The following is a 23,263-nucleotide window of genomic DNA, read 5'->3' on the forward strand; positions in this document are numbered from 1 at the left end:
CAGAATCAGGCCAGCAACTGGTCGATCCACCGGACCTGGCGCGCGATGTCCTGCACCTTTTCCTCAGGCACGGCCCGCTGCGCCCCGCCAAACTGGCTCAGGGTCTTCTGCTTCTGGCGCAGCTTGCGTTGCCACTTGACCAGGAACGCCGGGCTGCGGGTCTGCAACTGCAGCGGGCCGAAGTACAACTCTTCTGCGGTGTAGATCACCGGCCCGGCGCGCTCGGCGACGATGATTTCGTAGTCGAAACGATTTTCCCGCAGCACTTCCTCGCAGCGGATGCGATAGCCATTTTCCATCAGCCACAGGCGCAGTGGCTGCTCGCCGCCGTTGGGTTGCAGGATCAGGCGCTCCTGCCCGCTCAGGTACGCCTTGCCGCTGTCGAGAATGTCGCGGATCGTTTCGCCGCCCATGCCGCAGAGGCTGATCGCCGTGATCCCGTCTCCCGGCAGGATTGCCGCCAGGCCGTTGGCCAGGCGCACGCTGATCCGTTGTTCCAGATCGTTCTCGCGCACGGTGCGTTCGGCCGCGCGGAACGGCGTCAACGCCACCTCCCCGGCCACCGCCGCGGTGATGGCGCCACGGCGCATCAACGCCACCGGCAGGTAGCCGTGATCCGAGCCGATATCGGCCAGGCGCGCACCGGCCGGCACATGCGCCGCCACGCGTTCCAGGCGCATGGACAATGTCTGTTCGTTCAACTGCAGCCCCTTCTCACCACGAACGTCCGGCGCCTTTGGCCGGAACGGGGCGCGATTGTGTCGGGCAATGCCGAGCATTTCAAATTTATGCGACCAGGTTACAACCCCCCTTCACGCAATCACGCCCGCATACACCGATCTGTCGACGTTTCCGCCGGACAGAATCACCCCCACCCTTTTTCCCGACATGGCTTCACGCTCGGCAATGAGCGCCGCCAGCGCCGCCGCACCGGCCCCTTCCGCCAGGTTGTGGGTATCGGTGTAATACACGCGCATGGCCTCGGCTATCTGCGCGTCACTGACCGCAACGATCCGCGCCGCACCTGCGGCATAGATGGCAAAGGCCTCAGGCACCGGCTTGCGTACGGCCAGACCGTCGGCAAAGGTGGTCGCCGAGGCGGTTTCGCACAGGGCGCCGGTGTCGAACGATAACTGTGCGGCCGCCGCCTCTGTGGAAACCACGCCCACCACCCGGGTGTTGAGGCCCAGGGCATCGCGGGCGGCGATCACGCCACAAATCCCCGATCCACAGCCGATCGGTACATAGACGGTATCCAGATCCGGCGCAGCGTTGAACAACTCCAGCGCACAGGTGGCGACGCCCTTGACCAGCTCGGTGTGAAACGGCGGCACCAGGAACAGGTCGTGCTCCTGCGCAAGCCGTGCCGCCTCTTCCCGGGCATCATCGAAATCGCGGCCATACTCGACCACTTCAGCGCCAAAGCCGCGCATGGCGTTGTTCTTTTCGACCGAGTTGCCTTGCGGCACGACGATCAGCGCCCGCAAACCCAGTGCGCCAGCCGCCAGTGCAAGGCTCTGGCCATGGTTGCCGCGGGTCGCGCTGACAATGCCCTTCACGCCCGGATGCTCGCGTTTGAGCCAGTGCATGAACGTGATGCCGCCGCGCACTTTGAAAGCACCGGTAGGCGTGTGATTTTCGTGCTTGACCCACACCGTGCAACCCAAACGGCGGGCCAACAACGGCCAAGGGTACTGGGCGGTGGCGGGCATGACCTGGTAAACGTTGCGTGCGGCCTGTTCGATGTCTTCGCGAGTCAGTGTGTGCATGAGTTGTCTCCCCGGGATTTTGCCCAGTCTGAACAAGAGCGCAGTACGCAGGCTTTCAAAAAACCGACCTGACTTTTGTGTGCCCTCTTCACTACTATGGTGCTCATGAGCCATCGAAACCGCCTGCATCCCCCCCTGCTGTCCGAACCGGTCCGCCGCATCGAGGCCGGCCCCTGGGCGATCGAATTGCTCCCCGGCTGCGCCTACGCAACCCGATACGTAGCGACCCAGGCGGGAATCGGCTTTGCCTTCGACAGCCAGCGAGGCCTGCACGCGATCGGCAGCGACCGGGTACAACCCTTCGATGCCCTGCCCAACGGCCTGGCGTTCGTTCCGGTGGGGTGTGACGTGTTATCCGAATCGCCCAAGGGGGGTGAATATCTGCGGGTGATACGCACTGACGGTATGGCGCTGGAGGGGGATCGCGCCTTCAACAATCGCATCGACCGGCAGGCCACGGCCCTCGCATGGCGCATGCGCGCCGCGCTGTTGCACGCTGGCGTGGAGGACGACTGGGAGGCCTGGGCACTGGCATTGTCCGAGCGCGCGACGGCCAGCGAAGCCGTGTCGACACTGCCCCAAGGCTCGATAACCGGCAGCCGGATGCGCTTGCTCGATGAGTTCATTGACGCAGGCCTCGATGGCCCGTTGAGCGTACCGGCGATGGCGAGCCTGCTTGGCTTGTCCGAAGGCTACTTCATGCGGGCCTTCAAAAACACCACCGGCAAAAGCCCCCATGCTTATCTGATCGACCGACGCCTGGCCAGGGCCCGCGCCCTGATGCGCGACTCGACCGCCACGCTGGCTGAAATCGCCTACGCCTGCGGTTTCAATTCCCAGGCGCACATGGCGACCACCTTCAGGCAACGCCTTGGCGTGAGTCCGGTGCAATTGCGTCGACAATGAAACGGCAGGAAAATCAGCGGTCGCGGGCGGGCAGCATGCCCTTGAGCACATCATCCTTTTCAACGAAGTGATGCTTGAGCGCAACCAGCAGATGCCCCCCCACCAGCGCGCCGCACAACCACGACATGTAGGTGTGAACCGCCTTTGCCAGATCGTACAGGCCTTGATCGGGGTCAACGATTGGCGGGAGCACGAACAGCGCCGCCACCATGACGGGTTTGTCAGCGACCGAGCTCCAGTACCAGCCGGACAACGGCAGCCCGATCAGGGCCACGGCGTACAGCAGCACATGCCCGACCAGTGCACCACGCTTCATCGTCGGGCTCATCGAATCGGGTAGCGCCGGTGCCGGGTGACTCAGTCGCCAGGCGATACGCACGACGATGAGAAACAAAAGCGTGCTGGCCATCGCCTTGTGCACGTAGGTGAGTTCATGGTGGGCATTGAATTCGTCGCGCCAATGCGTCGCCACAATTCCGATAACCCAGGCACCCAGCCAGACCAAGGCCATGCCCCAATGCAGCCACTTGGCTGTACCGGTATAACTTCCTTCCTTCGCCATCTCACTGTCCTGCCCGTCACTTTTGAAGGAGGATTATCGCGACATGGTATTATCGGAAAAACCGTGAAATGTTGCTTAAACACATCGAAATGTTTGATGTAGCTCGTGTTTCGCTTTCGATCGGACAGGTCGAAATCGACCCCATGTGGCCGGTGGTCGTTGCATGTCGATTGTCGCCGGCGTTTGACTAAGCTTATTGAATCAGGGCGACCTGAAACCCGGGGGAGCAGCAACGGATCTGTATTGGCATCACGACGGTACTCTCAAAGGAGACGACCATGTATGCGGTGATAAGAACCTACCTGGGTGCTGGAGCCAAGCAGCTATTCGAGTTTATGGAAGAGCGCAGCGTCGACATCGAAACGACCCTGCGGACAGTACCTGGCCTCGTAAGCTACACACTGCTCAATACGGGTGATGGTGGTACTTCGATCACTGTTTGCAAGGACAAGGCCGGCAGTGATGCGAGCCTGAAAGTTGCCCGTGAGTGGATTCAGAAAAACACTTCGCATATCCGCGCGAACCCACCGATCGTGACGGAAGGTCCGGTCATTGTGCAGATCAACTAGCGACCGGTCCGCAGGATGGCGAGTGCTATACTTTTTTTCAGATTGCATGAAGTGTGCAACGTTCCCCACGGTTCAGACACCGACTGCAAATCCAGGTTAATCGCTGCCGGACAAAGGAGGTCTACAGCAAATTCGAGTCGGGAGGTGTGGCATGAATCGGCACTATTACATCAGTGACAATCTCAACGATCTTGAAACCGTTGAATATGAACTGGAAGCCAGCGGCATCAATTCTGAACAGATACATGTGCTCAGTGAAAAAGTTGCCGATGTCGAACAACATCACCTCCACGAGGTCAACTCGTTATTGGAACAGGATGCTGTTCACTCGGGTGAGATAGGCGCGGTGATCGGTTTGCCACTGGCGGCACTGGTTCTCGGTGGCGCCTATTGGATGGGCTGGACCGAATCCGCCGCAGGCTGGATGCCGTTTATCTTCCTTTCCATTGTCATCCTGGGCTTTTGCATCTGGGAAGGCGGTTTTTTCGGGTTCCAGATGCCCAACACTCACTTCCGCAACTTCAAACAGGTGGTAAACGAAGGCAAACATATCTTCTTCGTCGATGTTGATCCGAACCAGGAATCGGTACTGGATCAGGTAATCAGACAACATCCACAGCTGGAGATCGCCGGCACTGGAGCGGCAGCCCCCCATTGGACAGTCGCCTGGCAGCACAAATGGCATCAGTTCAAGCGAGTGATATCGGGTTAGCGCCTGGAGACTCAAGGCCATCCGCAATCGGCTTACTGGCCAAAGAAAATGACCCGGCTGAGGAAAATATAGTCGGCCTCGGTGGCCATCAGCCCGACGAGCACCAGCAAACACAACGGTGGCACCAATATGGCGTAGACCATAGCCAACCGCTCCCAGGCCATATGCATGAAGATGGAGACAATTAAACCTGCCTTCAACAACATGAACGTGATAATCAGGGACCACCGAAGGTAGCCATGGAAGTGGAAATAGTCGACCAGGTACGACAGCGTGCTGAGGACGAATAACAGCCCCCAGATTTTAAGGTACAAACTGATTGGATGTTGCTGACCCTGAGCATGTGCCATCACCCGCCCTCCTCTACCATAAATAGAAGAATGCAAAAATAAACACCCACACCAAATCCACGAAGTGCCAGTAGAGCCCGGCGATCTCGACGTTCTGGTAGTTTCCGGAGCGTTCATAATCTCCGCGCAATACTTTGAGCGCCACAATGCTGAGGTAGATGGCGCCGATTGACACATGCAGTCCGTGAAAACCGGTAATCATGAAGAAGCTGGCACCAAATTGCGCCGCGCCCATGGGGTTCCCCCACGGACGCACACCTTCTGCAATGAGCTTGCTCCATTCAAATGCCTGCATACCGACGAACGTCACACCCAAGGCAGCGGTCGCCAGCATCAGGGCAGTCGTTTTCGCGCGATCACGGCGGTAGGCGAAATTGACGGCCATGGCCATGGTGCCGCTGCTACTGATCAGCACAAAGGTCATGATGGCGATCAGAATAAGCGGGATTTCCCTTCCTCCGATCGTCAAGGCAAACACTTCACTCGGGTTCGGCCAGGCCGTCGTGATGGTCATGCGTACCGACATGTAGCCGGTTAAAAAACAGGTGAATATGAACGTATCGCTGAGCAGGAAGATCCACATCATCGCCTTGCCCCAGGGCACCTGCTTGAAGGCCTCTTTGTCCGTGGACCAGTCGCTGGCGATGCCTTGCCATCCCGGGGCGGGTGGCAAGCCTGGTGGATCGGATGAACCGGTCTCGACTTGGACTTGGGCTTGCGGATGCGATGCCATGGCTTTTCACCTCAGGCCGCAGAATCTGGCGATGGCTTCATAGGTTTGCGGCGTGCTGGCCAGCAGAGCAAACAGCACGAACCAGAGACCCAGCAAGTAATGCCAATAGATGGCACAGAGCTCTACGCTGGCGCTCAGTTGCGCCACCGGCACATGACGCAGAAATTTGGCGACGATCCAGCACCAGGCGATCAGTCCGCCCAGCAGGTGCAGCCCATGCAGCCCGGTCAACAGGTAGAAAAAACTGTTGGCGGGATTGCTCGCGACAAAGTAGCCCCAGGCAACAAACTGCTGCCAGACCCAGAGTTGCCCCGCCAGAAAGGCAATTGCAAAGACGCCCGCCAGTGCAAAACCAACCACGGTTGCGCCCAGTCGAGCCTGTCTGGCGGCCATGCGCGACCATTGCAGTGCGATGCAGCTCAATAGCAGAAATGCCGAGTTCAGCCATAGCGGCCGCAAATTGCCTAACGGCGCCAAAGGCTCTGTCAGGGGTAGCCAATCGGCCATTTGTGAACGGGCAACAAAGGCGATCAGGAAGAGCAAGAACAACGAACTGACCACCACCAGAAACAAGCGCAGGCCCACTCTTGCGATTTGACTTCTATTGGCACCCTCAGCGTCCTGGACACCCTCAGGGTCGCGATTCCAGCTGCCGCCGGGGTCGGCGCCGTCGGCGTTTCTCAATAGCAGTCTGTTCATGTCTTGACGTCCGCTATTTTGGTTCCGGCATTGAGTTGGCGCATGTGCTCCAGTTCCTCGGCGGAGACTGTTTGCGGCACGAAATCCTGTTCTATCCCCGGCACGCTGTAGTCATAGGCCCAGCGATGCACGACCGGCAACTTCTCTCCCCAGTTACCGTGTATCGGCGGGGTGTTCGGCGTTTGCCATTCCAGGCTGGCCCCGCCCCAGGGATTACTGCCGGCGGGCTTGCCCTTGAATGCACTCCAGGCCATGTTGAACAGGAACAGCAACTGGGAAACCCCGACAGTCAATGCGACCACGGTAATGAAGGCATTCAGCTCTTGCGCCGACTGCGGGATGAACGCGTAGTTTTCATAGGCGTAGTAGCGGCGAGGCATACCCTGGAAACCCAGGTAGTGCATGGGGAAGAAGATGGCGTAGGTGCCCAGGAAGGTAATCCAGAAATGCAGTTTGCCCAGGGTGTCGTTGTACATGCGTCCGGTGACTTTCGGGAACCAGTGATAAATACCGCCGAACACCACCAGTACCGGTGCGACCCCCATGACCATATGAAAATGGGCGACGACGAAATAGGTGTCCGAGAGCGGAATATCCACGATCACATTGCCGAGAAACAACCCGGTCAGGCCGCCAACCAGGAAGGTGACGATAAAGGCCAGGGCAAACAGCATCGGCACGGTCAGATGGATGTCGCCGCGCCACAGGGTCAGTACCCAGTTATAGACTTTCAGCGCGGTCGGCACCGCAATGATCAAGGTGCTGACGGCGAAAAAAAAGCCAAAGTACGGATTCATTCCGCTGACATACATATGGTGCGCCCAGACCACAAAACTCAGCACCCCGATCGCAATAATGGCCCACACCATCATTCGGTAACCGAAGATGTTTTTACGCGCATGGGTGCTGATCAGGTCGGAGACCAGGCCAAATGCAGGGAGAGCCACGATGTAGACTTCCGGGTGGCCGAAAAACCAGAACAAGTGCTGGAACAATATCGGGCTGCCACCCTGGTGATCGAGCTGCTGCCCCAGCGAGACCATCGCCGGCATGAAGAAGCTGGTGCCCAACAGCTTGTCAAACAACATCATGACCGCGCTGACGAACAACGCCGGGAAGGCCAGCAAGGCCATGATCGAGGCCATGAAAATGCCCCACACCGAGAGCGGCATGCGAAACAATGTCATGCCGTGCGTGCGCGCCTGCAACACCGTGGTGACATAGTTCAACCCGCCCATGGTGGCGGCGACGATAAAAATCGCCAGTGAGACGAGCATCAGGACAATGCCCCACTCCACGCCCGGTGTCCCCTGGGCGATGGACTGTGGCGGATAGAGCGTCCAGCCGGCACCCGTGGGGCCGCCGGGGACGAAAAAACTGCTGAGCAACACCACTACCGCCAGCAGGTAAAACCAGTAACTGAGCATGTTGACATAGGGGAAGACCATGTCGCGGGCGCCCACCATCAGCGGGATCAGATAGTTGCCGAAGCCTCCCAGAAACAAGGCCGTCAGCAAGTAGATGACCATGATCATGCCGTGCATGGTCATCGCCTGATAGTAAGTATTGGCATCCATGAACGCCAAACTGCCGGGGAAGCCTATCTGCATGCGCATCAAGCCGGACAGCACCAGGGCGATAAGCCCCACGAACAGAGCCGTCAAGGAGTATTGAATGGCTATGACCTTGTGGTCCTGACTCCAGATGTATTTGGTCAGGAAGCTTTTGGGCTCGTGCAGTGCTTCTGTTTCGGCTTGCTCCGCATAGGCCATCACGTCATCCTCGTTCCGAAGTTTCAGTGTGTTTCTGGCTGCTTTACGGCTACTTCCCTGGCTCCGCCTTGGTCGCATCAGCGTCAGCATTCGCTTTGGATTTGATAAAAGCGATCAGTGCATTCAGTTCTTTGTCACTCGGAGCAAGCGTCGGCATTACGGCTGGATAGCCCTTGACGATTTTGGCATTGGGATGAAGAACCGACTCTTTCAAATAGCCCTCATCGACCTTTACGCTCGTATCGTCGGCAAGGGTTTCGGTCTTGCCAAACAGGCCCTGCCAGCTGGGGCCGACGCCCTTGTTGCCATCGACACTGTGGCAGGCCAGACAGCCAAGCGACCCGGCCAGTCGCTGCCCTTGCGCCACCAGGTCGTCACCCGGGCTCGACGCTTCGCCGGTCGAAGGTTGATCGTCTTGCCCGGCAGCACCCAGCGATTTGATCAGGGCGATGACAGCACCCAGTTCGTCGTCTTTGAGAGTATAGGCCACCATGACCGGCGGGTAGCCCTGTACCAGGCGGGCCTTCGGATCGAGAATCGACTCTTTCAGGTAGGCCTCGTCGACCAGCACACCGGTGCCATCGGCAAGCTGTTCAGTGCGGCCGTACAGCCCCTTCCATCCCGGGCCGAGACTGGCACTGCCATCCTGGCTATGGCAGGCCTTGCAGCCTAGCTGCTCGACCAACTGACGACCTTTTTCCAGCACGCTGTCTCGACCGGGTTTGGCAGCTGTGGTCAATGTCTGGGCAAAAGTCGGTTGGCCTTTTAGCCATTGATCGAAGACGGCCTGCTCTTCCACGACCATATGCCCGCGCATGTTGTAATGACCTACGCCACAAAATTCAGCGCAAAGGACTTCGTATTTTCCGGTTTTAGTCGGCGTAAACCAGAAGTACGACACCATCCCTGGCACCATATCCATCTTGCTGCGAATTTGCGGTACATAGAAATCGTGCAGGACATCTTTAGAGCGCAATAAAACTTTCACCGGCCGATCGAGCGGAAGGCGAACTTCATTATTCATGACAAGTACATCGTCCTGGCCTGCAGGATCCTTGGGATCAAGGCCGAGAGGATTGGTGGCGTCGACAAACCTGATATCCGACTTGCCCAGCTTTGTGTCTTGCCCGGCAAAACGATAGGCCCACTGCCACTGCTGGCCGACCACTTCAAGTTCGTAGGCATCTTTCGGCACCCGGATGAAATCGTTGTAGACAACCAGGCCTGGCGCCAACATCCCGGCGATGCCTGCCGAGGTAACGATGATCAGCCATGTTTCCAGTTTTTTGTTTTCCGGCTGGTAGGCCGCCCTGGCACCCACCTTGTGACGATACCGAATCACCGCTACCGCCATGAACCCCGTGATGGCAATGAAAAATATTCCGCTGATGATCAGGGTGATGAACAAGGTGGTGTCTATGGATCCCCAGTTAGAAGCGGCCGTTGTCGCATGCCAGGGCGCCAGTATGTGGAATAGCACGGAGGCAATAACGATGAGTATCAGGACAATTGCTATTGCCATTTGCTCTTCATCCTATTCCTGTTGTTCATTGGTTATGCAATAAGCATCGCCACTGACGTCCAAGCAGGGCCGACAAATACCACCCGTCCGGGCGCTAAAGTCAGTAAGAAGTATAGAGCGATCGGCTTGTACCGTGAGGCCGGCAAGGGAGTTCCGGTTGCCAGCTATACTTGAGTGCTGATGACGGATGGCTGAGTTCGGCCGCAAGCGGTTGCAAAGTTCGAACCCTGCCCTTGCAGCGTCGTCAAACAAATGTGGTGACATTGAGCAGGGACGGTAGCCACACAGTCCAGCAATCCACATGGGAGGTTTCGTCATGAGTGCCCTGACGATCGAAGGCTGGTGCAAAACCAGCGGCGACCAAAAGTCCACCCCGATGGGGGAAGTCCATTTCTACGTCGACGGACCTCTCCATCTCCGTCTGGAAGAGGCCGAAGAGCGCCTGCAGAAGACCCACGAGCGTGAAGCCATGGTCGATGTCGATATGGACTCGATGGAATTGATCATGCCCGAGGGATACGCGCCCTTGTCCGACTGTCAGATGCGTGTCTATCTGCACCACGAACGCGGTCAGTTTCATCTGGTCGGGCATCGTGCGAGCGATGGCAGCCTGATTTATACCAACGCGGTGCTAATCGATCAGTTGCTTGAGTAGCGGCGAGAGATCCGCTGCATCGATCGTTCTGCGCGGTGCGGTGCCGAAATCTCACTGATCGTTGAACCGGACACCCGGAGCCTCAAGACCTGGCGTACCACAATGCATGCCCGCTAGTCCTCGAAACGCCCGGTGGAATCCCGATCGCGCTCGTAGCGTCGTGTGAGCGCAAACGCCGGCAGCCAGGCCTCACGCCGCACGACCCAGCTCTCGTAGGTCGGCGTCAGCTGGTCCGGGGCATCCAGGGATCCGAGGTTCACTTCGATTTCGTCGGCACTGCGCGCGAACACGGACGAACCGCAGTGCGGACAGAAATGCCGCCCGGCGTAGTCACGTGTTTCGCCTTCTATAGTTACCGCATCCTGATGAAATATCGCGGACGCATGAAACAGTGCCCCATGATGCTTGCGGCAGTCGAGACAGTGACAAACGCCAACCCGGAACGGGCGCCCCGATGCGACTAGGCGCACCTTGCCGCACAAACAACCGCCGGTGAATCGGTCCATGGGGTGTCTCCTCCAGCCGTCCGAAACGGCGTATCAGCGTGGAAACAGGAGCGTCACGGCGGCGCGAAAGCCCCAGCCTTGCGGGCCGTCTTCGGGGCTGTCGAGCCAGTAGCGCGGGCCGGCCTGCACCGTCAGCGGTTGACCGCCGATCTTCAACAATTGGGTGACCGTGAGGTTGACCGGTACCGACCATTCCCGCGATTGCCAGTTGTAGGTCGACTCGGTGTTGACCCCGTAGGTCGTGAGCGTATGGGTGGTGTACGAGAGGAAGGGTTGCAGGAAAGTCTGGTTGACCTTTTCCTTGTTGTCCGGCGGGCTGTCGTCCAGGCCCCAGATATGGTTGGCCAGAATGCCGCGGGTCCAGCCATTGGACTGTTTCAACGCCACCCCTGTCGGGCCCAGGCCCCATTGCTCGCTGCCGAGCAACTCGTCACTGCCGGTCGGTATCAGCAACGCCGGGCCGGCACCGAGTATCCAGCCACTTGCCGTCGGCTTGGTCGGCGAGAAGAAAAAACTCTGGGTGATATCGCCGGTGCCGGATTTATCCGCCGCGCCATTGGGGGCCAGGCCGTGCTGGTCGATGATCGGCAGAATGGTGCGAGAGATGAGATTCCAGTCCTCGTTCAGGGCGAACGGCAGCACGGGCTGGATATTGGTCACGCTGTGCATGCCCTCCCCGGTCGGCCCCATTTTCTGGTCCCAGTTGTACTGCACCGGCAGGCTGTACATCGCGGCGACCGGGTTGAGGGCTTTTTTCGCCAACTCTGCCGCATCCTCAGCCTGAGCCATCGGGATGCAGCCCAATGCAACGACGAGTGTCGACGCGCTACCCATCCACCCTTCTTTCAAATCCATCTCACTCACCTGTCGTTGTCAAAAACCGGCGTTGCAAAGGGTTAGCGTAGGCAACTCTGATCGATGTGCAACCCGGCCCGGCCCCTCGCTGGCCGTGTGTTTAACGGTTTTTGAGAGTTTTTGATTCGAATTATCCCGCTGCTGCAGGCAGCATTCGGCCCGCATTGACCGGCGTGCAAACACCTGTACCCGAATGACAACTTTCATCACGTGAGAACCGAACACATGGGCATGTCGAATAAATGGATTGCGGGTATTGCTTTGAGCTGTGTATTTCAGGTCGGCTGTGTCTCGAAAGTGGCGCAACAGGAGCAATACTCGGGCTTTCTGGGCAATTACCAGGGCCTGGAGGAGCAAACTACGCCGAGTGAACAGAAGGTCCTGCGCTGGGTATCGCCGGGGTTCGATCCTCGCGCCTACTCCACTGTGGTGTTCAGGCAGATGGAGCTGTATCCGGCGCCGAAGCCGACCGCGCGCGTCAGCCTGAAGACCCTGCAAGACCTGCAATTGATGGCCAGCAACAGCGTCAAGCAAGCCTTTTCCCGCCGCTATGCGATAGTCCCTTATCCGCAACTGGCACCGACCGATTCGCGATCGCTGATCCTGCAAGCGGCGATCACTCATGTCAGCGCCAACAACGAAGGCATGCACTGGTATGAGGCTGTTCCGATTGGGGCCATTGTCGGGGCAACACAAGCAGCCACCGGGCATCGGGATCAGACTGCCGAGATGTACATCGAAGCCAACCTGATCGATGCCAAGACCGGTTTGCCGGTCGCGAAGATGGTTCGCAAGGTGTTTGGCGCGACACTCGACAATGCCCAACAGCCGGTGCTTGCCAGTGACTTCAAGGTCGCGCTCAAAGGTATGACAGACGATATGCAGGCCCTGCTCCTCAAGCACTGATGCCCGGATAAGCCCCATCGCACACAGGCTGGCATGGGGTTTGAACCGCGCTTGTTCTCTAACAAAACCGTCAGCCGTGCCGACGCCTGACGTGAGACCCCATCATGAAAATACTGGCCCATACCCTGGCGGTGCTCATGCTGTTGCCGAGCACCAGCGCCCTGGCAGTGACGGTGATCCCCCTCAAAGGTCAGACTTCCCAGGCCATCCAACAGGACACCAGTGCCTGCCAATCCCAGGCCAACGCACAACATCCGGTACAAAGCACCGTGCCGACCGGTGGTCGGGCAAAGGGCGCCGCAACCGCCGCCGTAGCCGGGGCGACCGCGGCTGAGGTTCGGGGCCGCCAACATGAAAACGTCTATGACCAGATCGACGACGACACCCGGCAAGACTATCGCCAGAACCAGGCGCGCAGTGCCGCGGCGGCCGGCGCCGTGGTGGGTGCTTCCAGGCAACGCCAGGCGCGCCGGCAGAATAATGCGGCGAGCGAGCAAAGCGTCACTGCCAATAACTCCGTCTATAGCAGCTGCCTGCAGCAGCGCGGCTACGATGTCTTGCCTTGATCGGCGGCGTTAATCCAGTGCACACGCGTCATCGTTAACGACCATCGCAGGCAAGCCAGCTCCCACAAGGGACCGCGCCCACGCTAAAACTGTAGGAGCCAGCTTGCTGGCGATGGACTCCAGTGCGCCGCGTTGATCCAGTTCGCACGCGTTATCGTTAACGACCATCGCTGGCAAGCCAGCTCCTGCAATTTCCCGAACAAAAAAAACCCCGCGTCCTCCATGAAGGGCGCGGGGCAAAAGCCGTCGAACGAGAGGTGAGGATCGTTTGCGCCGCGTCAGGCAAAGCCTGAACGCGATGCGTGTCAACGCTCCTCGAGATCCATTAAAAGCGCTAGCGAGTCTGGTTCAAAGCTAATTGGAATCAAAAATAATCTGCCGTTGAACGGGCGCACAAACAACAATCATTGACTTGTATTGTGAAAACTCTCGACCTGTCCGGGAGCAACGAATACCTTGTCTGGACTGCGCAGGCAATCCGCTTAGACCCAGTCGCCGCGCAAACCCACCCGCGCGAGCTTGCAGTTTTCGGATAGCGCAGAACATCCATTCAAAGCATCATTCATGCTGTCAAAATCAAAAACCATGGGTCATCCAACAATGCTTTTCCTTTGTTTGGTTCAACTGATACCGCTGACAGGCAGGGCTGTTTACCGCACCCCGCGCTCCTGAACCGAGCCGGTCCCGCATCGTAAAGGCACCACAGCGCGCCTTGCGCCTGGTCCTCATCCATTTCATCTCCCAGTCCCGAATGTACCGAGCCAAATCCGGCCCCTATACTCAGGCCAGCACGCCTGATCGGAAGATTTCTATGAGCTACACCTTCAAGTTGAAAAATGGCGCCGTGGCGATATTCGACCCGGACAGCGCCATGCTCACCCTTACAACACCCCATGGAGATGTACAGAATTCCACGCTAGGCAGAGCCGAATCGCGTCTATTGGACCTGCTGCTGATGGAGCCAGGTGTCACTAAAAGCCGCGATGAAATCATCGACTACACCTGGAATGACCGCGTGGTTGCTTCCGGCAGTCTGAATCAAACCGTTTTCTCACTACGAAACATTTTGAATGACAGTCGCGATCACGAGATCCTGATGACTGTTCCTCGCCGGGGATATTGCTTCAACCGGCACTTTGTCGTCGATGCAGCAGCCGACGTCCCGGCACCCTCAGAAGAAGCTGTGCAGCCACCGGCAGCCACGCCTGGACAACGACCGCCACCGGATCGCGATGAGTCGCTGGCGTCCTCGAGCAAAACCGAAAAATCCACCGGTATTACCAAGGCCCAACTGATCGCTTATATCGTTACCCTGGCAGTCGTGGCCTTGACTGTCTTTCAGTTCGACTTCGAAGCGCCAAAAATTGAAATATCCAGCGTCGACAAGAATGGACTGATCATCCACGCCGTAGGCAATGATCTTGCCGAGGCACAAGCGTTGCTGGAGCTGTCGGCCAAGCAATCAGAACAGCTTCCACCCAACCTGAAGGGGCAAGTCTGGATCAACCTGTATAAAACCAACTATTCCGTTTCGTGCATTCGCCCGGATCTAAGCACTGCAAATCTACAATTAAACAGCGCCGAAAAAGACCTCGCCATGATGATTCGTCAATGCTTGGAAGTTACCTTATGAAGTTTGAAATTCCGCAAGCGATTCACTGGCCGGTTATCGCCTTGATCAATGCACTGTGCATTTTTTCCTTTTTTTATTCTCCTTCGCACTACATGGAAAATACCAGCTATCAAACCAAGGCCCGGCAATGGCTGGAAGATCTAAATCAACTCAACACCGAAGAGTATCTCACTATCGGGCATGGTCGACTCACCGGGACCACGCTGGAAAGCCTGAATGGAAAAATCCGCAATGCAACAATATCGGCAAATATAATCAGAGAAAGCAAATCGCAGGTTCAGATAAAAATCAGTAACGTCAAACTCAGCCAGGACAATGAACTTTTTGCCATTGAAAAGACCCCTGACCTGTTCTTCAGACGCCAATACGTCTTGCAAGAAGGTGCCATCCTGAACTACGAATTGATCCCCACACAGAATAAAAACGCCGTGTGCTTTTACATACATGACCTTGGCCGTTTGCGCTGCATGAACCATTAATTGACTCAGCACCAGACTGGCACAGGCTCCTGTCAAAGATCACTTCAAATAAAAATAACAGTTATTGACTTGAATCAGATGGCGTCCCGGAAAAAAAATCCCCCGCCAATAATCTCTGGAATCGAGCCTGCTTGATTCTCGTCCGGGACAATGCCCTACACAGGGGAATCAAGTGAAAACAATACATTTCCTGCGCAGTAATAAATCGACGCCCTTCGGATGCCTGGCGGTTCTATTCCTGTCTGCCCTGCCCTTTTGTTCGTTAGCGAACGACGAGCATGCCGTCGAAAGCACGACCATTGAATATTATGAAATTCAAACAAACCCGGATGACACTCAGAAATTATCGCATCTGAAAATTCATAGTGAGAATGAGTATCATACGGACGAGCAGGACACTGATTCCGCCCTCCCTACACCGCCACAAAGCGATACCGGAATGAGTTACGCCACCTCGCTCATATTACTTTGAACAGCGCGGCATTCTCCGTCACAAGCGGCAATTGCCTCTTCTGACAACCTGAAAATATGAGTTATTGACTTTGGAAGGCGCAGTCGGGGTGGGATTATTTACAGACCACGTCGTGGCAGAGATACAGCTGACACTGGGTTCTGCCTGATTAAACTGTAAATAAGGAAATCGCCTCGATGCTACTGAAAAACTTCGTCACCGTGTCGTTTGGTTTATTGCTTTCCCTCAAGGCCATGGCCGACGACAAGGGCATCTACAGTACAAAATTGACGAGTGTCGAAACCAACAAGAAGGCTGCGGATTCTGTGAAAACTGGCTATCAGGTAAAAACGGGTTACCGTGTTGACGACTTTTATTCCTTTACAGCGGCAGCCATTGACCCGATGAAACCCCAGTCGAAAATCTTCAGTCCGATGGTTGACTCGCGCAACGTACAACAGCTGGACGACTCGGAATCGCACAGCAATTACGCGTTTTCAGCGGAACTGGAAATAATCCGGGGGCTCTGACAATCCTCCCAACGCGCCTATACCTTCATCCGGCATGTGACCGTCATCGCCGCACGGACAGTCATTGCCTGATCCTAATCATTTAACAGGTGAGCTTTCAATTTCATGAGTATCGCACCTCCCGATGAAGTCTTTCATTTGTCTTCTGCCCTGCCAAGCCAACTGAACAGAACCATAGGCAACTGGGAAATGAGCCTTATCCCGACCGAGCACGAGGCGCGCATCCGGCAACACAGGCTCTTTCACAGTCCTGAACTGCAGTGCAGTCGCCTCGAGTTCGACTCATCCGTCACCCTGGTCAGTTCTGTCCCCGCCGGATTCGTCACATTCGCCATTTCGCAGGCCCCGATTGGCCGTCCCGTCGTGAACAATCAAAAACTGCGGCCTGACGAAATCATCGTATTGCACAGCGACGAATCGGTGCATTACACCTGCGAACCGAATGAGACACTGTTCACCATCACCACAACACTGGAGCACTATGCCCGGTGCCGCCAACTTCACCCTGTCAAAGACATACTGGCGAACAGAACAAAACACAGCTACCAGGTTGATAACTTTCAATTCATACAGTCTGCCATTCAAGCCATCAGTGCTTGCTGTGTCGACATCAATGACGCTGCCTCGCCACAGTACGCTGAAGCAGAACGCTCAACGATTGAAACTGCAGTACTTGCGTCTGTATTGCAATCATTGACCCCCGCTGGTGGCTTCAGCCGTAAAGTCCCGACCAGACGCAAGGTGGCGATAGAAGCCATCGAGTACATTCATGACAATATCAAGAAAACGCTCACCATCAAGTCACTCGTAAGGCAACTCGAGACGACCACCCGCACCCTGCATTTTGGCTTTATCGAGACATTCGGGATGTCGCCAATCGCCTATATCAGAAACTTGAGACTCGCCAGTGCCCGCCGCGACCTGATCAATAAAACATGGCCCACCGTGACGGAAACCGCGATGTACTGGAACTTTCATCATCTGGGCCGATTCTCCAAAGCCTATCAGACTGCTTACGGAGAGACACCGTCAGAAACGGCCAGACGCAACTCAGACAGGCCCAGGAACATCACCTCATCCCTTTACAACCAGGTCGTTGGCACGTGTCCATCAAACCCCGGAAAATGAGGATTAATAATTTCCGTTGATTAATGATGGATGCCGACAATTGCATGTTTTCCCACTCAAGGAGATAAGCATGCTTCATCGAATAAACACGCTGCCACTCAAGCAGAAAATCATGCTGTGCATGACCGTCTATGTCAGCGGCATCTTATTGGCCTGGGTCATTGACTGGTACTGAAGAGGTTTAACTCGCGACTGCAAGGTGCACAGTGAAATAATGATACCTCGGGGTTTTCGATGATTGCCGTATATAAAGCGTTATCTGTAAGGCACGCAATCACTGTATGTCTGATTGCTGCAGCGGGCTGGGCCGCATGGTTCTGCGCCGCAGGTTTGGCGGAGTCAGTCATTGCACGGAAGTTGAGTAACGTTTATGCCGACCTGCGTGCGGCTCAAGTGGAGCCCAATGCGCAGATCGACAAGGTACTGGAAGCCCTCGGCGATCTTGATCGCTCAGGTCAGGAATGCTCCGTCGAGCAGTATTCACAACTGGCTGACCTGGTTAAAGACCTGCGATTTGTTGATCAAGCGGCAATCCAGTTGCCCAATGGCAAGATCTGCTCTTCCTATGGACAAGAACTCCCGTCGATACTGGCCGGTAATGAGAAGCGCAAATTCTCCGTTGGCAAGCGAACCTATTGGGTTGATTCCGGCCACGTCGTTTCTGCGGACACCGACTTTATCATCGTGTCGGAACAGTCGACCTACGTCTGGGCAAACAAGAAGATCCTGCTCGACAACTTGAAGTTTCCCGAGGACCTGCAACTGGACCTCATCGGCCCCGGCGGCGCAGTACCCATTGCCTCAACCGGCCTCAAGCCCCTGCAGATGCTGAAGCCGTTCCACCTTGAAGAACTGGTTGCCTCGGCAGACAAGGTCCTCATCGCCTTTGCAGGCAACCGAAACGAACTCATCTCGGTCATTTCGCTTCCGTCGAGTTACCTGACAGGTCTCAAATTCAAATTATTCATTGGCCTTGCGTGCGTGTTCGCAGCGCTGCTGTTGCTCGCAAGGTGTATCCAACGGCATTGCACCTCTACCGCCGTACGACTTCGCAAAGCCCTGAAAGCCAACAGGCTGGGCGTTCACTATCAGCCCATCGTCAATTTGACGACGGGTTATCTGGTTGGCGCCGAATCACTGTCTCACTGGAGCGACAACGGCACCCCTGTGCCTGCGGACGTGTTCATTGCCGAGGCGGAGAAGTCTGACCTGATCCGCGAACTGACGCGTTCGGTGATTCGACAGGTAGCGGAGGATTACAGCACTTACCTTTGGGCGTGCAAGGATTTCTACATTACGGTCAATCTGTCCGCCCAGGATATTCAGGACCCGGACTTTCCAGACTATGTGGCCAGCGTACTGGCAACCTACAACATGCCTGTGTCAGCCATGGCCTTTGAAATCACCGAAAGAACCATGCTCGACCAGAAGCCTGCCGCCATGCAGTTGCGCCGGCTTCGGGCGTGCGGCCATCGCATTGCCGTGGACGACTTCGGAATCGGCTATTCCAACCTCTCGCTCCTCGATTCAGTGCCTTTCGACATTCTGAAAATAGATCGCTCGTTCATCGCCGGTGACAGGATCACGGCCGAGGATGCCCTGTGGCGACACATTGCCCAGTTGGCCAGGTCGCTAAGACTCAAGGTCGTGGCCGAAGGTGTCGAGACTGCGGAGCAACTGCCGCATCTGGTGTCGGAGGGTGTCCTGTTGGCACAAGGCTGGTTGTTCTGCAAAGCGCTGCCTGTCCAGGCGTTGGCAAGACGCTACTTTCAATGCCCGGCAAACAACCCGCCTAACGACCCGAAAATATCAATCAATGACTTCTATTAACCCCTCTTGGCCCCTCAAATGCTCGCCGAACCCTAACACCTGACAAACCTGTACAAGGACTCCACTACACATGCTACTTCGAAACCTTGGCTTCGCTTCACTGCTATCGCTGCTGTCTTTCCAGGCGCTCGCTGATGACAAAGGTTTGTATCTTGGAGCTGGCGTAAGCAGCATCCAGACCGAAGAATCCCGGCTGGACGACGAGGACACCAGCTACAAAGTTTATGCCGGCTATCGCGTCAACAGCTACCTGGCCTTCGAAGGTGCCTACGTCGATCTCGGTCAATTCAAGGACAAGAACATCGATTTCGACGGCAAGTCGGCTCAGGCTGCCGCCCATGTCGGCTTTCCGCTGGGTGATCGGGTGCGGTTGTTCGGTAGTGTCGGTGCCCACGCCTGGGACGCCGACGGCAATGCCACCGACGACGATACCGGAGTTGACCTGACCTACGGCGTCGGCGTGGAGTTCGATGTCTTTCGCAACATCGGTGTGCGCGCTGAATACGAAGTGCTGGAGGTCGGAGAGATCGACCTGAATCAGACGACTGCATCCGCCTACATGCTTTTTTAATACCGATACAAATGAGCGACCGTTCCTCGGTCGCTCATCGCACTTGCCGCAATGCCCGACCTGGCCCTGCCCCCCCCTGCCATTACTTCAACGTATCCTTCGACTCTTGCGCCGGCGCCATGTACCACTTGTCCCTGGGCACCCATTTCTCCTGTTGCGGATCACCCAGGTAGTGCGGCGACATGATCTGTACGCCGTACTCGTTGAACACATCCTGGATGTTGGCGTGCAGCATGCTCAGCAGCACCGCTCGCGGCCGTGGCTGGCTGGGGATGGCCTGGGCCACCAACCGGTACTCGGGGTAGAAGTCCGACAACGCCGTCTGGAATACCTGCGGCGGTGGGGTTTCGAGGACGCCGGGCGTGCGTCTGGCGGCTTCCAGCAACATCCCTTCGACCTGTCTCCAGGGGGTGTCATAACCAATGGTGACTACGGTGTCGACCACATAACCGGGGCCCTGTACCACCCGTGAATAGTTCTTGGTGACGGTGCCTGTGATCATCGAGTTGGGCAAGGTCAGCACTTCGCCCAGGCCGGTACGAATGCTGGTGGTGAACATGCCCAGTTCAGTGACCGTGCCTTCGTGCTCGCCAATGCGCACGAATTCACCGGGGCGCAGGGTTCGGGTGTACGTCAGGATCAACCCGGCCGCCGCCTGCCCGACGACGCTGGAAGCACCCAGCGAGATCATCAGGCCGACCAGCACCGACAAGCCTTTGAACGCATCGGTACCGGCACCCGGCAAGTAGGGATAAGCCATGGCCAGGGCAAACAGCCAGATCGCCAGCGACGTCAGGCGCTGGGTGGGTTTCAGGGTTTCGTGGTTCAGCCAGTTGAAGGTGCCGGGCGTGGCCATGCGCCGCAGTATCCGGCGAGAGAAGGCGGTCACGCCTCGCGCAATGAAGAAGATCGCCAGCGCCACACCGAGTCCGGGGATAGCCCCGAGAATCCCTTGCAGCAAATAGTCGGCGACTTCCAGCAGATAGTTGTTAAGGCTTTCACCCCAGGGCCGGGTGTAGGGAAAACGCGACAGGACAAAACCCAGCCATTCGTAGGTGAGCAACAGCACGATGACCCAGCGCAGCACTTCCAGCACGCGGCTGACCAAGGGATAGAGGAAGTTGGCGTCGATCAGCGGCACCCGCCCGACCTTCAGGGCCTGGGTGTGCCGATGCATCAGGTCGGGCAGTTTTTTCAGCAGTTTGCGCCGTAGAAAAACCATGGCCAGGAGCAGGCCCAGATAGATACCGGTGGCGAGCAGCGCGGCGCCCAGCGACCGGAGTATCAAGTGCAGGCTGCGAGCTTCCTGGGTTTCGGCCACCACCTGACGCAGGCGTTCAGCGGCGGCTTCGGCGGCTTGCCGCACCGAGTCGAATTCGGTGGCATCGAAATCGTTGGGCGTAACGATGAAAGCGCGGCGAGAACCGAGCAGCACCATGTAGCTTGTCATGATCGGGTCGAGGGTAACCTTCAGGTCGTCGGCCTCGTCCAGCGCCTCTCCGATCACCGCTTTCGCCCGTTTGACCCGCGAGGCCGGGGCTTCACCGAGGAGAGTCGCGCGAAACACCACGACACTGCGGTTGGCCACTTTCAGTTCAGCAGGCGCATCGGCCACCTTTGGTGAATCCTCGGCCCACAGCTGCAACGACCAGAACAACCCGAAAACAGTGAACAATACAACGAGCAGCCTGCTCCGCATCTGTCAGATCCCTACTTCACAAATTTCTGGTCGAGTGTACATACCGCAGCGTAGTTCACCGATGAACGGTTGTCAGATGGGTGCTTCTGTAGGAGCGAGCCTGCTCGCGAAAAACCAGAGAACACCGCGGGGCACCTGCCAGCCCGCGTTATCGTTGACGACCATCGCGAGCGAGCTCGCTCCTACAGGGTTTGTGTTTTCGCCGGCGACCATTGCCCTCTGTAGGAGCGAGCCTGCTCGCGATAAACCGGAAAACACCGCGGGGCACCTGCCAGCCAGCGTTATCGTTGGCGACCATCGCGAGCGGGCTCGCTCCTACAGTTACGGTGTGTTCAGTATCTGATCAAGGGTTCACCTGATACCCCTTGCCCTGCAAACAGCTGGTGTAAGCCGACGCGGTGTTCGCCTGTGTGGTTTTCGATTGCTCCCGGCGTTCCTGGCGCTGACGTGACGCACCGACTACGGCGCCGGCCGCCGCTGTTTCCTTGGCGCGGTTCTGGCGATAGTCCTGTTTCCTGTCATCGTCGACACGATCATAAACCTCGTCATGTTGATTGCCGCGCACCTGGGCCCCAACCGCGCCAGCGGCAGCCCCGGCAGCAGCGCCCTTGACCCGCCCGCCGGAAGGCGTGGAAGCCGTCGAGGTGCTTTGGCTGGCGGCAATGCTGTTGCATTCGTTGATGTCGGCCTGGGTTTGTTGCGAATTTTGCCCTTTCATCGGCACCACCGATTGCGCCCATCCCGGGGCGCTCAAAACCGACAAGGCGAGACATAGGCTGATGGGTGACAATTTTTTCATGATGACCTCCGGATGAACCTGGTTCACCCCCAACAGGAGTTTAGATCAGCCCCCATCAGCCACCCGATTACTGACCGGCGGTGGGCTCGATCTCCATCACCAGCCGGTCGTCGACCCAACGCGCCGGCATCATCATTTTTATCAGGCGCCAATCCCCCGAAGGGGCATGAGGCCGAAAGCAAGGTATGACGTGTATTCAGAACAATGGCGCGGGGGATTCGAATGCACTGAAGATGAAACTGTGGGAGCGAGTCTGCTCGCGAAGGCGGTGGGTCAGCCGACTTCAATGTTGACTGTGCCATCGTATTCGCGAGCAAGCCCGCTCCCACAGGGTTAGCGGTGTTGATCAGGCCTTGGTGGTCAGCGGATAGAGTTTGTCATCGAACTGTGACAGCTTCGGAAATACCAGTGGTTGGTCGTCGCTCAAGTGCTGCAAACGCTGGCCGTAATCAACCAGAAATTGCTGGCGCGCCTCTTCGCTGATGTACGGCACATGCCAGGCCACGAAGGGCTCCAGCACATCGAAGCCGACATAAGCCAGCGTACCGCGCAGGATCGGCCGCAGCATGTCCTCCAACGGACCGTGGATCGCGCCCTCACCGAACATGTGCTCGCGGCCACCCAGGGTCACGGTCACCAGCGCTTTCTTGCCGGCCAATCCACCCTGATCGTAGAAGCGCTTGCCGCCGTAGCAGATGCCCGACACCAGCACCCGGTCGATCCAGCCCTTGAGCATGGCCGGGGTGGAGAACCAGAAGATCGGGAAGTTGAGGATCAGCAGGTCGGCCCACAGCAGTTTGTCCAGCTCGGCCTGGATGTCCGGCGCCAGCGACTGGCTCTTCACGCCCAGGCGTTGTTCCAGGGCATAGACCAGGTACTCGGGGTTTTCCCGATTCGAGAAGTCGGCGTCGCTGGCCACCGGGTTCCAGTTCATTTTGTACAGGTCACTGACCTGCACTTCGTGGTTCTGGGCTTCGAGCGTGGCGACGGCCTGGTCACGCAGGGCGGCGGTGAAGGATTGCGGCTCCGGGTGAGCGTGGACGATCAGTACTTTCATGGTG

The 23,263-nt window shown here is 57.2% G+C and carries 26 protein-coding genes; 13 read left to right on the forward strand and 13 right to left on the reverse strand.

The window, feature by feature from the left end; translation table 11 throughout:
• Nucleotides 1–5: 5 nt before the first annotated feature.
• Complete coding sequence (locus KW846_RS21280) at nucleotides 6–701, reverse strand: tRNA (adenine(22)-N(1))-methyltransferase TrmK (RefSeq protein ID WP_305733738.1); 696 nt, start codon at nucleotides 699–701, stop codon at nucleotides 6–8.
• A 111-nt stretch (nucleotides 702–812) separates the two neighbouring features.
• Nucleotides 813–1,769, reverse strand: coding sequence for a threonine dehydratase (locus KW846_RS21285; RefSeq protein ID WP_218484970.1), 957 nt, complete (start codon nucleotides 1,767–1,769; stop codon nucleotides 813–815).
• Between the two features lie 96 nt (nucleotides 1,770–1,865).
• On the opposite strand from KW846_RS21285, the gene KW846_RS21290 reads away from it, so the two are divergent.
• Nucleotides 1,866–2,675, forward strand: a complete 810-nt coding sequence (locus tag KW846_RS21290; protein WP_218485159.1) for an AraC family transcriptional regulator — start codon at nucleotides 1,866–1,868, stop codon at nucleotides 2,673–2,675.
• Nucleotides 2,676–2,688: 13 nt separating this feature from the next.
• On the opposite strand, the gene KW846_RS21295 is transcribed toward KW846_RS21290, so the two are convergent.
• Complete coding sequence (locus tag KW846_RS21295; RefSeq protein WP_218484972.1) at nucleotides 2,689–3,237, reverse strand: cytochrome b; 549 nt, start codon at nucleotides 3,235–3,237, stop codon at nucleotides 2,689–2,691.
• A 278-nt stretch (nucleotides 3,238–3,515) separates the two neighbouring features.
• Here KW846_RS21295 and KW846_RS21300 point away from each other — a divergent pair, with 278 nt between their 5' ends.
• Both KW846_RS21300 and KW846_RS21305 read left to right on the forward strand, forming a co-directional pair.
• Nucleotides 3,516–3,806, forward strand: a complete 291-nt coding sequence (locus tag KW846_RS21300) for a hypothetical protein (RefSeq protein ID WP_007977903.1) — start codon at nucleotides 3,516–3,518, stop codon at nucleotides 3,804–3,806.
• A gap of 151 nt (nucleotides 3,807–3,957) precedes the next feature.
• A complete protein-coding gene (locus KW846_RS21305) occupies nucleotides 3,958–4,518 on the forward strand; it encodes a magnesium transporter (protein ID WP_218484973.1) in 561 nt (186 codons plus the stop codon).
• 32 nt (nucleotides 4,519–4,550) lie between these two features.
• Here the strand turns inward: KW846_RS21305 and KW846_RS21310 are convergent, their stop codons facing one another.
• From KW846_RS21310 to KW846_RS21330, 5 genes are read right to left on the reverse strand one after another with little or no spacing between them, the layout of a single operon-like run.
• Complete coding sequence (locus KW846_RS21310) at nucleotides 4,551–4,868, reverse strand: cytochrome C oxidase subunit IV family protein (RefSeq protein WP_007977898.1); 318 nt, start codon at nucleotides 4,866–4,868, stop codon at nucleotides 4,551–4,553.
• 13 nt (nucleotides 4,869–4,881) lie between these two features.
• Nucleotides 4,882–5,601 carry a heme-copper oxidase subunit III family protein gene (locus KW846_RS21315; RefSeq protein ID WP_218484976.1) on the reverse strand — a complete coding sequence of 240 codons (720 nt, stop codon included), beginning with the start codon at nucleotides 5,599–5,601 and terminating at the stop codon, nucleotides 4,882–4,884.
• 6 nt (nucleotides 5,602–5,607) lie between these two features.
• Nucleotides 5,608–6,300, reverse strand: a complete 693-nt coding sequence (locus KW846_RS21320; RefSeq protein ID WP_218484978.1) for a cytochrome c oxidase subunit 3 — start codon at nucleotides 6,298–6,300, stop codon at nucleotides 5,608–5,610.
• A complete protein-coding gene (ctaD, locus tag KW846_RS21325) occupies nucleotides 6,297–8,072 on the reverse strand; it encodes a cytochrome c oxidase subunit I (protein WP_218484981.1) in 1,776 nt (591 codons plus the stop codon). Before ctaD ends, KW846_RS21320 begins: the two co-directional genes overlap by 4 nt.
• Before the next feature lie 49 nt (nucleotides 8,073–8,121).
• Entirely contained in the window at nucleotides 8,122–9,594 is a 1,473-nt protein-coding gene (locus KW846_RS21330; protein ID WP_218484983.1) for a cytochrome c oxidase subunit II, read from the reverse strand.
• Between the two features lie 316 nt (nucleotides 9,595–9,910).
• Here KW846_RS21330 and KW846_RS21335 point away from each other — a divergent pair, with 316 nt between their 5' ends.
• Nucleotides 9,911–10,249: a hypothetical protein gene (locus KW846_RS21335; protein WP_218484985.1), complete on the forward strand. Its 339-nt coding sequence runs from the start codon at nucleotides 9,911–9,913 to the stop codon at nucleotides 10,247–10,249.
• 113 nt (nucleotides 10,250–10,362) lie between these two features.
• Here the strand turns inward: KW846_RS21335 and KW846_RS21340 are convergent, their stop codons facing one another.
• Together KW846_RS21340 and KW846_RS21345 are read right to left on the reverse strand one after the other, a co-directional pair.
• Nucleotides 10,363–10,755 (reverse strand): GFA family protein, encoded by a 393-nt coding sequence (locus tag KW846_RS21340; protein WP_007977886.1) that lies wholly within the window; start codon nucleotides 10,753–10,755, stop codon nucleotides 10,363–10,365.
• A 33-nt stretch (nucleotides 10,756–10,788) separates the two neighbouring features.
• On the reverse strand, nucleotides 10,789–11,610 hold the full coding sequence (locus KW846_RS21345) for a transporter (protein ID WP_218484987.1): 822 nt from the start codon (nucleotides 11,608–11,610) through the stop codon (nucleotides 10,789–10,791).
• A gap of 225 nt (nucleotides 11,611–11,835) precedes the next feature.
• Here KW846_RS21345 and KW846_RS21350 point away from each other — a divergent pair, with 225 nt between their 5' ends.
• The 9 genes from KW846_RS21350 (at nucleotide 11,836) to KW846_RS21390 (ending at nucleotide 19,704) form a co-directional block, all read left to right on the forward strand.
• Nucleotides 11,836–12,516, forward strand: coding sequence for a DUF3313 domain-containing protein (locus KW846_RS21350; protein ID WP_218484990.1), 681 nt, complete (start codon nucleotides 11,836–11,838; stop codon nucleotides 12,514–12,516).
• Between the two features lie 104 nt (nucleotides 12,517–12,620).
• The gene (locus KW846_RS21355; protein ID WP_218484992.1) at nucleotides 12,621–13,082 is read left to right on the forward strand and encodes a hypothetical protein; all 462 of its coding nucleotides are present in this window, start codon (nucleotides 12,621–12,623) and stop codon (nucleotides 13,080–13,082) included.
• 811 nt (nucleotides 13,083–13,893) lie between these two features.
• Nucleotides 13,894–14,715, forward strand: coding sequence for a winged helix-turn-helix domain-containing protein (locus KW846_RS21360; protein ID WP_218484994.1), 822 nt, complete (start codon nucleotides 13,894–13,896; stop codon nucleotides 14,713–14,715).
• Nucleotides 14,712–15,194 carry a hypothetical protein gene (locus KW846_RS21365; protein WP_218484996.1) on the forward strand — a complete coding sequence of 161 codons (483 nt, stop codon included), beginning with the start codon at nucleotides 14,712–14,714 and terminating at the stop codon, nucleotides 15,192–15,194. Before KW846_RS21360 ends, KW846_RS21365 begins: the two co-directional genes overlap by 4 nt.
• A gap of 172 nt (nucleotides 15,195–15,366) precedes the next feature.
• Entirely contained in the window at nucleotides 15,367–15,666 is a 300-nt protein-coding gene (locus KW846_RS21370; protein ID WP_371321768.1) for a hypothetical protein, read from the forward strand.
• A gap of 176 nt (nucleotides 15,667–15,842) precedes the next feature.
• The gene (locus KW846_RS21375; RefSeq protein WP_218484998.1) at nucleotides 15,843–16,175 is read left to right on the forward strand and encodes a hypothetical protein; all 333 of its coding nucleotides are present in this window, start codon (nucleotides 15,843–15,845) and stop codon (nucleotides 16,173–16,175) included.
• A gap of 105 nt (nucleotides 16,176–16,280) precedes the next feature.
• Nucleotides 16,281–17,303, forward strand: a complete 1,023-nt coding sequence (locus tag KW846_RS21380) for a helix-turn-helix domain-containing protein (protein ID WP_218485001.1) — start codon at nucleotides 16,281–16,283, stop codon at nucleotides 17,301–17,303.
• A gap of 234 nt (nucleotides 17,304–17,537) precedes the next feature.
• Nucleotides 17,538–19,133: an EAL domain-containing protein gene (locus tag KW846_RS21385; protein WP_218485002.1), complete on the forward strand. Its 1,596-nt coding sequence runs from the start codon at nucleotides 17,538–17,540 to the stop codon at nucleotides 19,131–19,133.
• 70 nt (nucleotides 19,134–19,203) lie between these two features.
• Nucleotides 19,204–19,704: an outer membrane beta-barrel protein gene (locus KW846_RS21390; RefSeq protein WP_218485004.1), complete on the forward strand. Its 501-nt coding sequence runs from the start codon at nucleotides 19,204–19,206 to the stop codon at nucleotides 19,702–19,704.
• An 82-nt stretch (nucleotides 19,705–19,786) separates the two neighbouring features.
• Here KW846_RS21390 and KW846_RS21395 read toward each other — a convergent pair whose 3' ends face one another.
• The 3 genes from KW846_RS21395 to KW846_RS21405 form a co-directional block, all read right to left on the reverse strand.
• Nucleotides 19,787–21,403, reverse strand: coding sequence for a mechanosensitive ion channel family protein (locus tag KW846_RS21395; protein WP_218485006.1), 1,617 nt, complete (start codon nucleotides 21,401–21,403; stop codon nucleotides 19,787–19,789).
• Nucleotides 21,404–21,746: 343 nt separating this feature from the next.
• Nucleotides 21,747–22,202 carry a YMGG-like glycine zipper-containing protein gene (locus KW846_RS21400; RefSeq protein WP_218485008.1) on the reverse strand — a complete coding sequence of 152 codons (456 nt, stop codon included), beginning with the start codon at nucleotides 22,200–22,202 and terminating at the stop codon, nucleotides 21,747–21,749.
• Between the two features lie 346 nt (nucleotides 22,203–22,548).
• Nucleotides 22,549–23,259, reverse strand: coding sequence for an NAD(P)H-dependent oxidoreductase (locus KW846_RS21405; RefSeq protein WP_218485009.1), 711 nt, complete (start codon nucleotides 23,257–23,259; stop codon nucleotides 22,549–22,551).
• Nucleotides 23,260–23,263 lie beyond the last annotated feature (4 nt).

Source organism: Pseudomonas sp. PDM32, from assembly GCF_019219225.1.
Lineage (GTDB): Bacteria > Pseudomonadota > Gammaproteobacteria > Pseudomonadales > Pseudomonadaceae > Aquipseudomonas > Aquipseudomonas laurylsulfatiphila.

What these genes read in the sequence shown, in the direction of transcription:
- KW846_RS21285 (WP_218484970.1), bottom strand. Translation starts at nt 1,769, where the DNA reads ATGCACACACTGACTCGCGAAGACATCGAACAGGCCGCACGCAACGTT.
- KW846_RS21290 (WP_218485159.1), top strand. Translation starts at nt 1,866, where the DNA reads ATGGTGCTCATGAGCCATCGAAACCGCCTGCATCCCCCCCTGCTGTCC.
- KW846_RS21295 (WP_218484972.1), bottom strand. Translation starts at nt 3,237, where the DNA reads ATGGCGAAGGAAGGAAGTTATACCGGTACAGCCAAGTGGCTGCATTGG.
- KW846_RS21300 (WP_007977903.1), top strand. Translation starts at nt 3,516, where the DNA reads ATGTATGCGGTGATAAGAACCTACCTGGGTGCTGGAGCCAAGCAGCTA.
- KW846_RS21305 (WP_218484973.1), top strand. Translation starts at nt 3,958, where the DNA reads ATGAATCGGCACTATTACATCAGTGACAATCTCAACGATCTTGAAACC.
- KW846_RS21310 (WP_007977898.1), bottom strand. Translation starts at nt 4,868, where the DNA reads ATGGCACATGCTCAGGGTCAGCAACATCCAATCAGTTTGTACCTTAAA.
- KW846_RS21315 (WP_218484976.1), bottom strand. Translation starts at nt 5,601, where the DNA reads ATGGCATCGCATCCGCAAGCCCAAGTCCAAGTCGAGACCGGTTCATCC.
- KW846_RS21320 (WP_218484978.1), bottom strand. Translation starts at nt 6,300, where the DNA reads ATGAACAGACTGCTATTGAGAAACGCCGACGGCGCCGACCCCGGCGGC.
- ctaD (WP_218484981.1), bottom strand. Translation starts at nt 8,072, where the DNA reads ATGGCCTATGCGGAGCAAGCCGAAACAGAAGCACTGCACGAGCCCAAA.
- KW846_RS21330 (WP_218484983.1), bottom strand. Translation starts at nt 9,594, where the DNA reads ATGGCAATAGCAATTGTCCTGATACTCATCGTTATTGCCTCCGTGCTA.
- KW846_RS21335 (WP_218484985.1), top strand. Translation starts at nt 9,911, where the DNA reads ATGAGTGCCCTGACGATCGAAGGCTGGTGCAAAACCAGCGGCGACCAA.
- KW846_RS21340 (WP_007977886.1), bottom strand. Translation starts at nt 10,755, where the DNA reads ATGGACCGATTCACCGGCGGTTGTTTGTGCGGCAAGGTGCGCCTAGTC.
- KW846_RS21345 (WP_218484987.1), bottom strand. Translation starts at nt 11,610, where the DNA reads ATGGATTTGAAAGAAGGGTGGATGGGTAGCGCGTCGACACTCGTCGTT.
- KW846_RS21350 (WP_218484990.1), top strand. Translation starts at nt 11,836, where the DNA reads ATGGGCATGTCGAATAAATGGATTGCGGGTATTGCTTTGAGCTGTGTA.
- KW846_RS21355 (WP_218484992.1), top strand. Translation starts at nt 12,621, where the DNA reads ATGAAAATACTGGCCCATACCCTGGCGGTGCTCATGCTGTTGCCGAGC.
- KW846_RS21360 (WP_218484994.1), top strand. Translation starts at nt 13,894, where the DNA reads ATGAGCTACACCTTCAAGTTGAAAAATGGCGCCGTGGCGATATTCGAC.
- KW846_RS21365 (WP_218484996.1), top strand. Translation starts at nt 14,712, where the DNA reads ATGAAGTTTGAAATTCCGCAAGCGATTCACTGGCCGGTTATCGCCTTG.
- KW846_RS21375 (WP_218484998.1), top strand. Translation starts at nt 15,843, where the DNA reads ATGCTACTGAAAAACTTCGTCACCGTGTCGTTTGGTTTATTGCTTTCC.
- KW846_RS21380 (WP_218485001.1), top strand. Translation starts at nt 16,281, where the DNA reads ATGAGTATCGCACCTCCCGATGAAGTCTTTCATTTGTCTTCTGCCCTG.
- KW846_RS21385 (WP_218485002.1), top strand. Translation starts at nt 17,538, where the DNA reads ATGATTGCCGTATATAAAGCGTTATCTGTAAGGCACGCAATCACTGTA.
- KW846_RS21390 (WP_218485004.1), top strand. Translation starts at nt 19,204, where the DNA reads ATGCTACTTCGAAACCTTGGCTTCGCTTCACTGCTATCGCTGCTGTCT.
- KW846_RS21395 (WP_218485006.1), bottom strand. Translation starts at nt 21,403, where the DNA reads ATGCGGAGCAGGCTGCTCGTTGTATTGTTCACTGTTTTCGGGTTGTTC.
- KW846_RS21400 (WP_218485008.1), bottom strand. Translation starts at nt 22,202, where the DNA reads ATGAAAAAATTGTCACCCATCAGCCTATGTCTCGCCTTGTCGGTTTTG.
- KW846_RS21405 (WP_218485009.1), bottom strand. Translation starts at nt 23,259, where the DNA reads ATGAAAGTACTGATCGTCCACGCTCACCCGGAGCCGCAATCCTTCACC.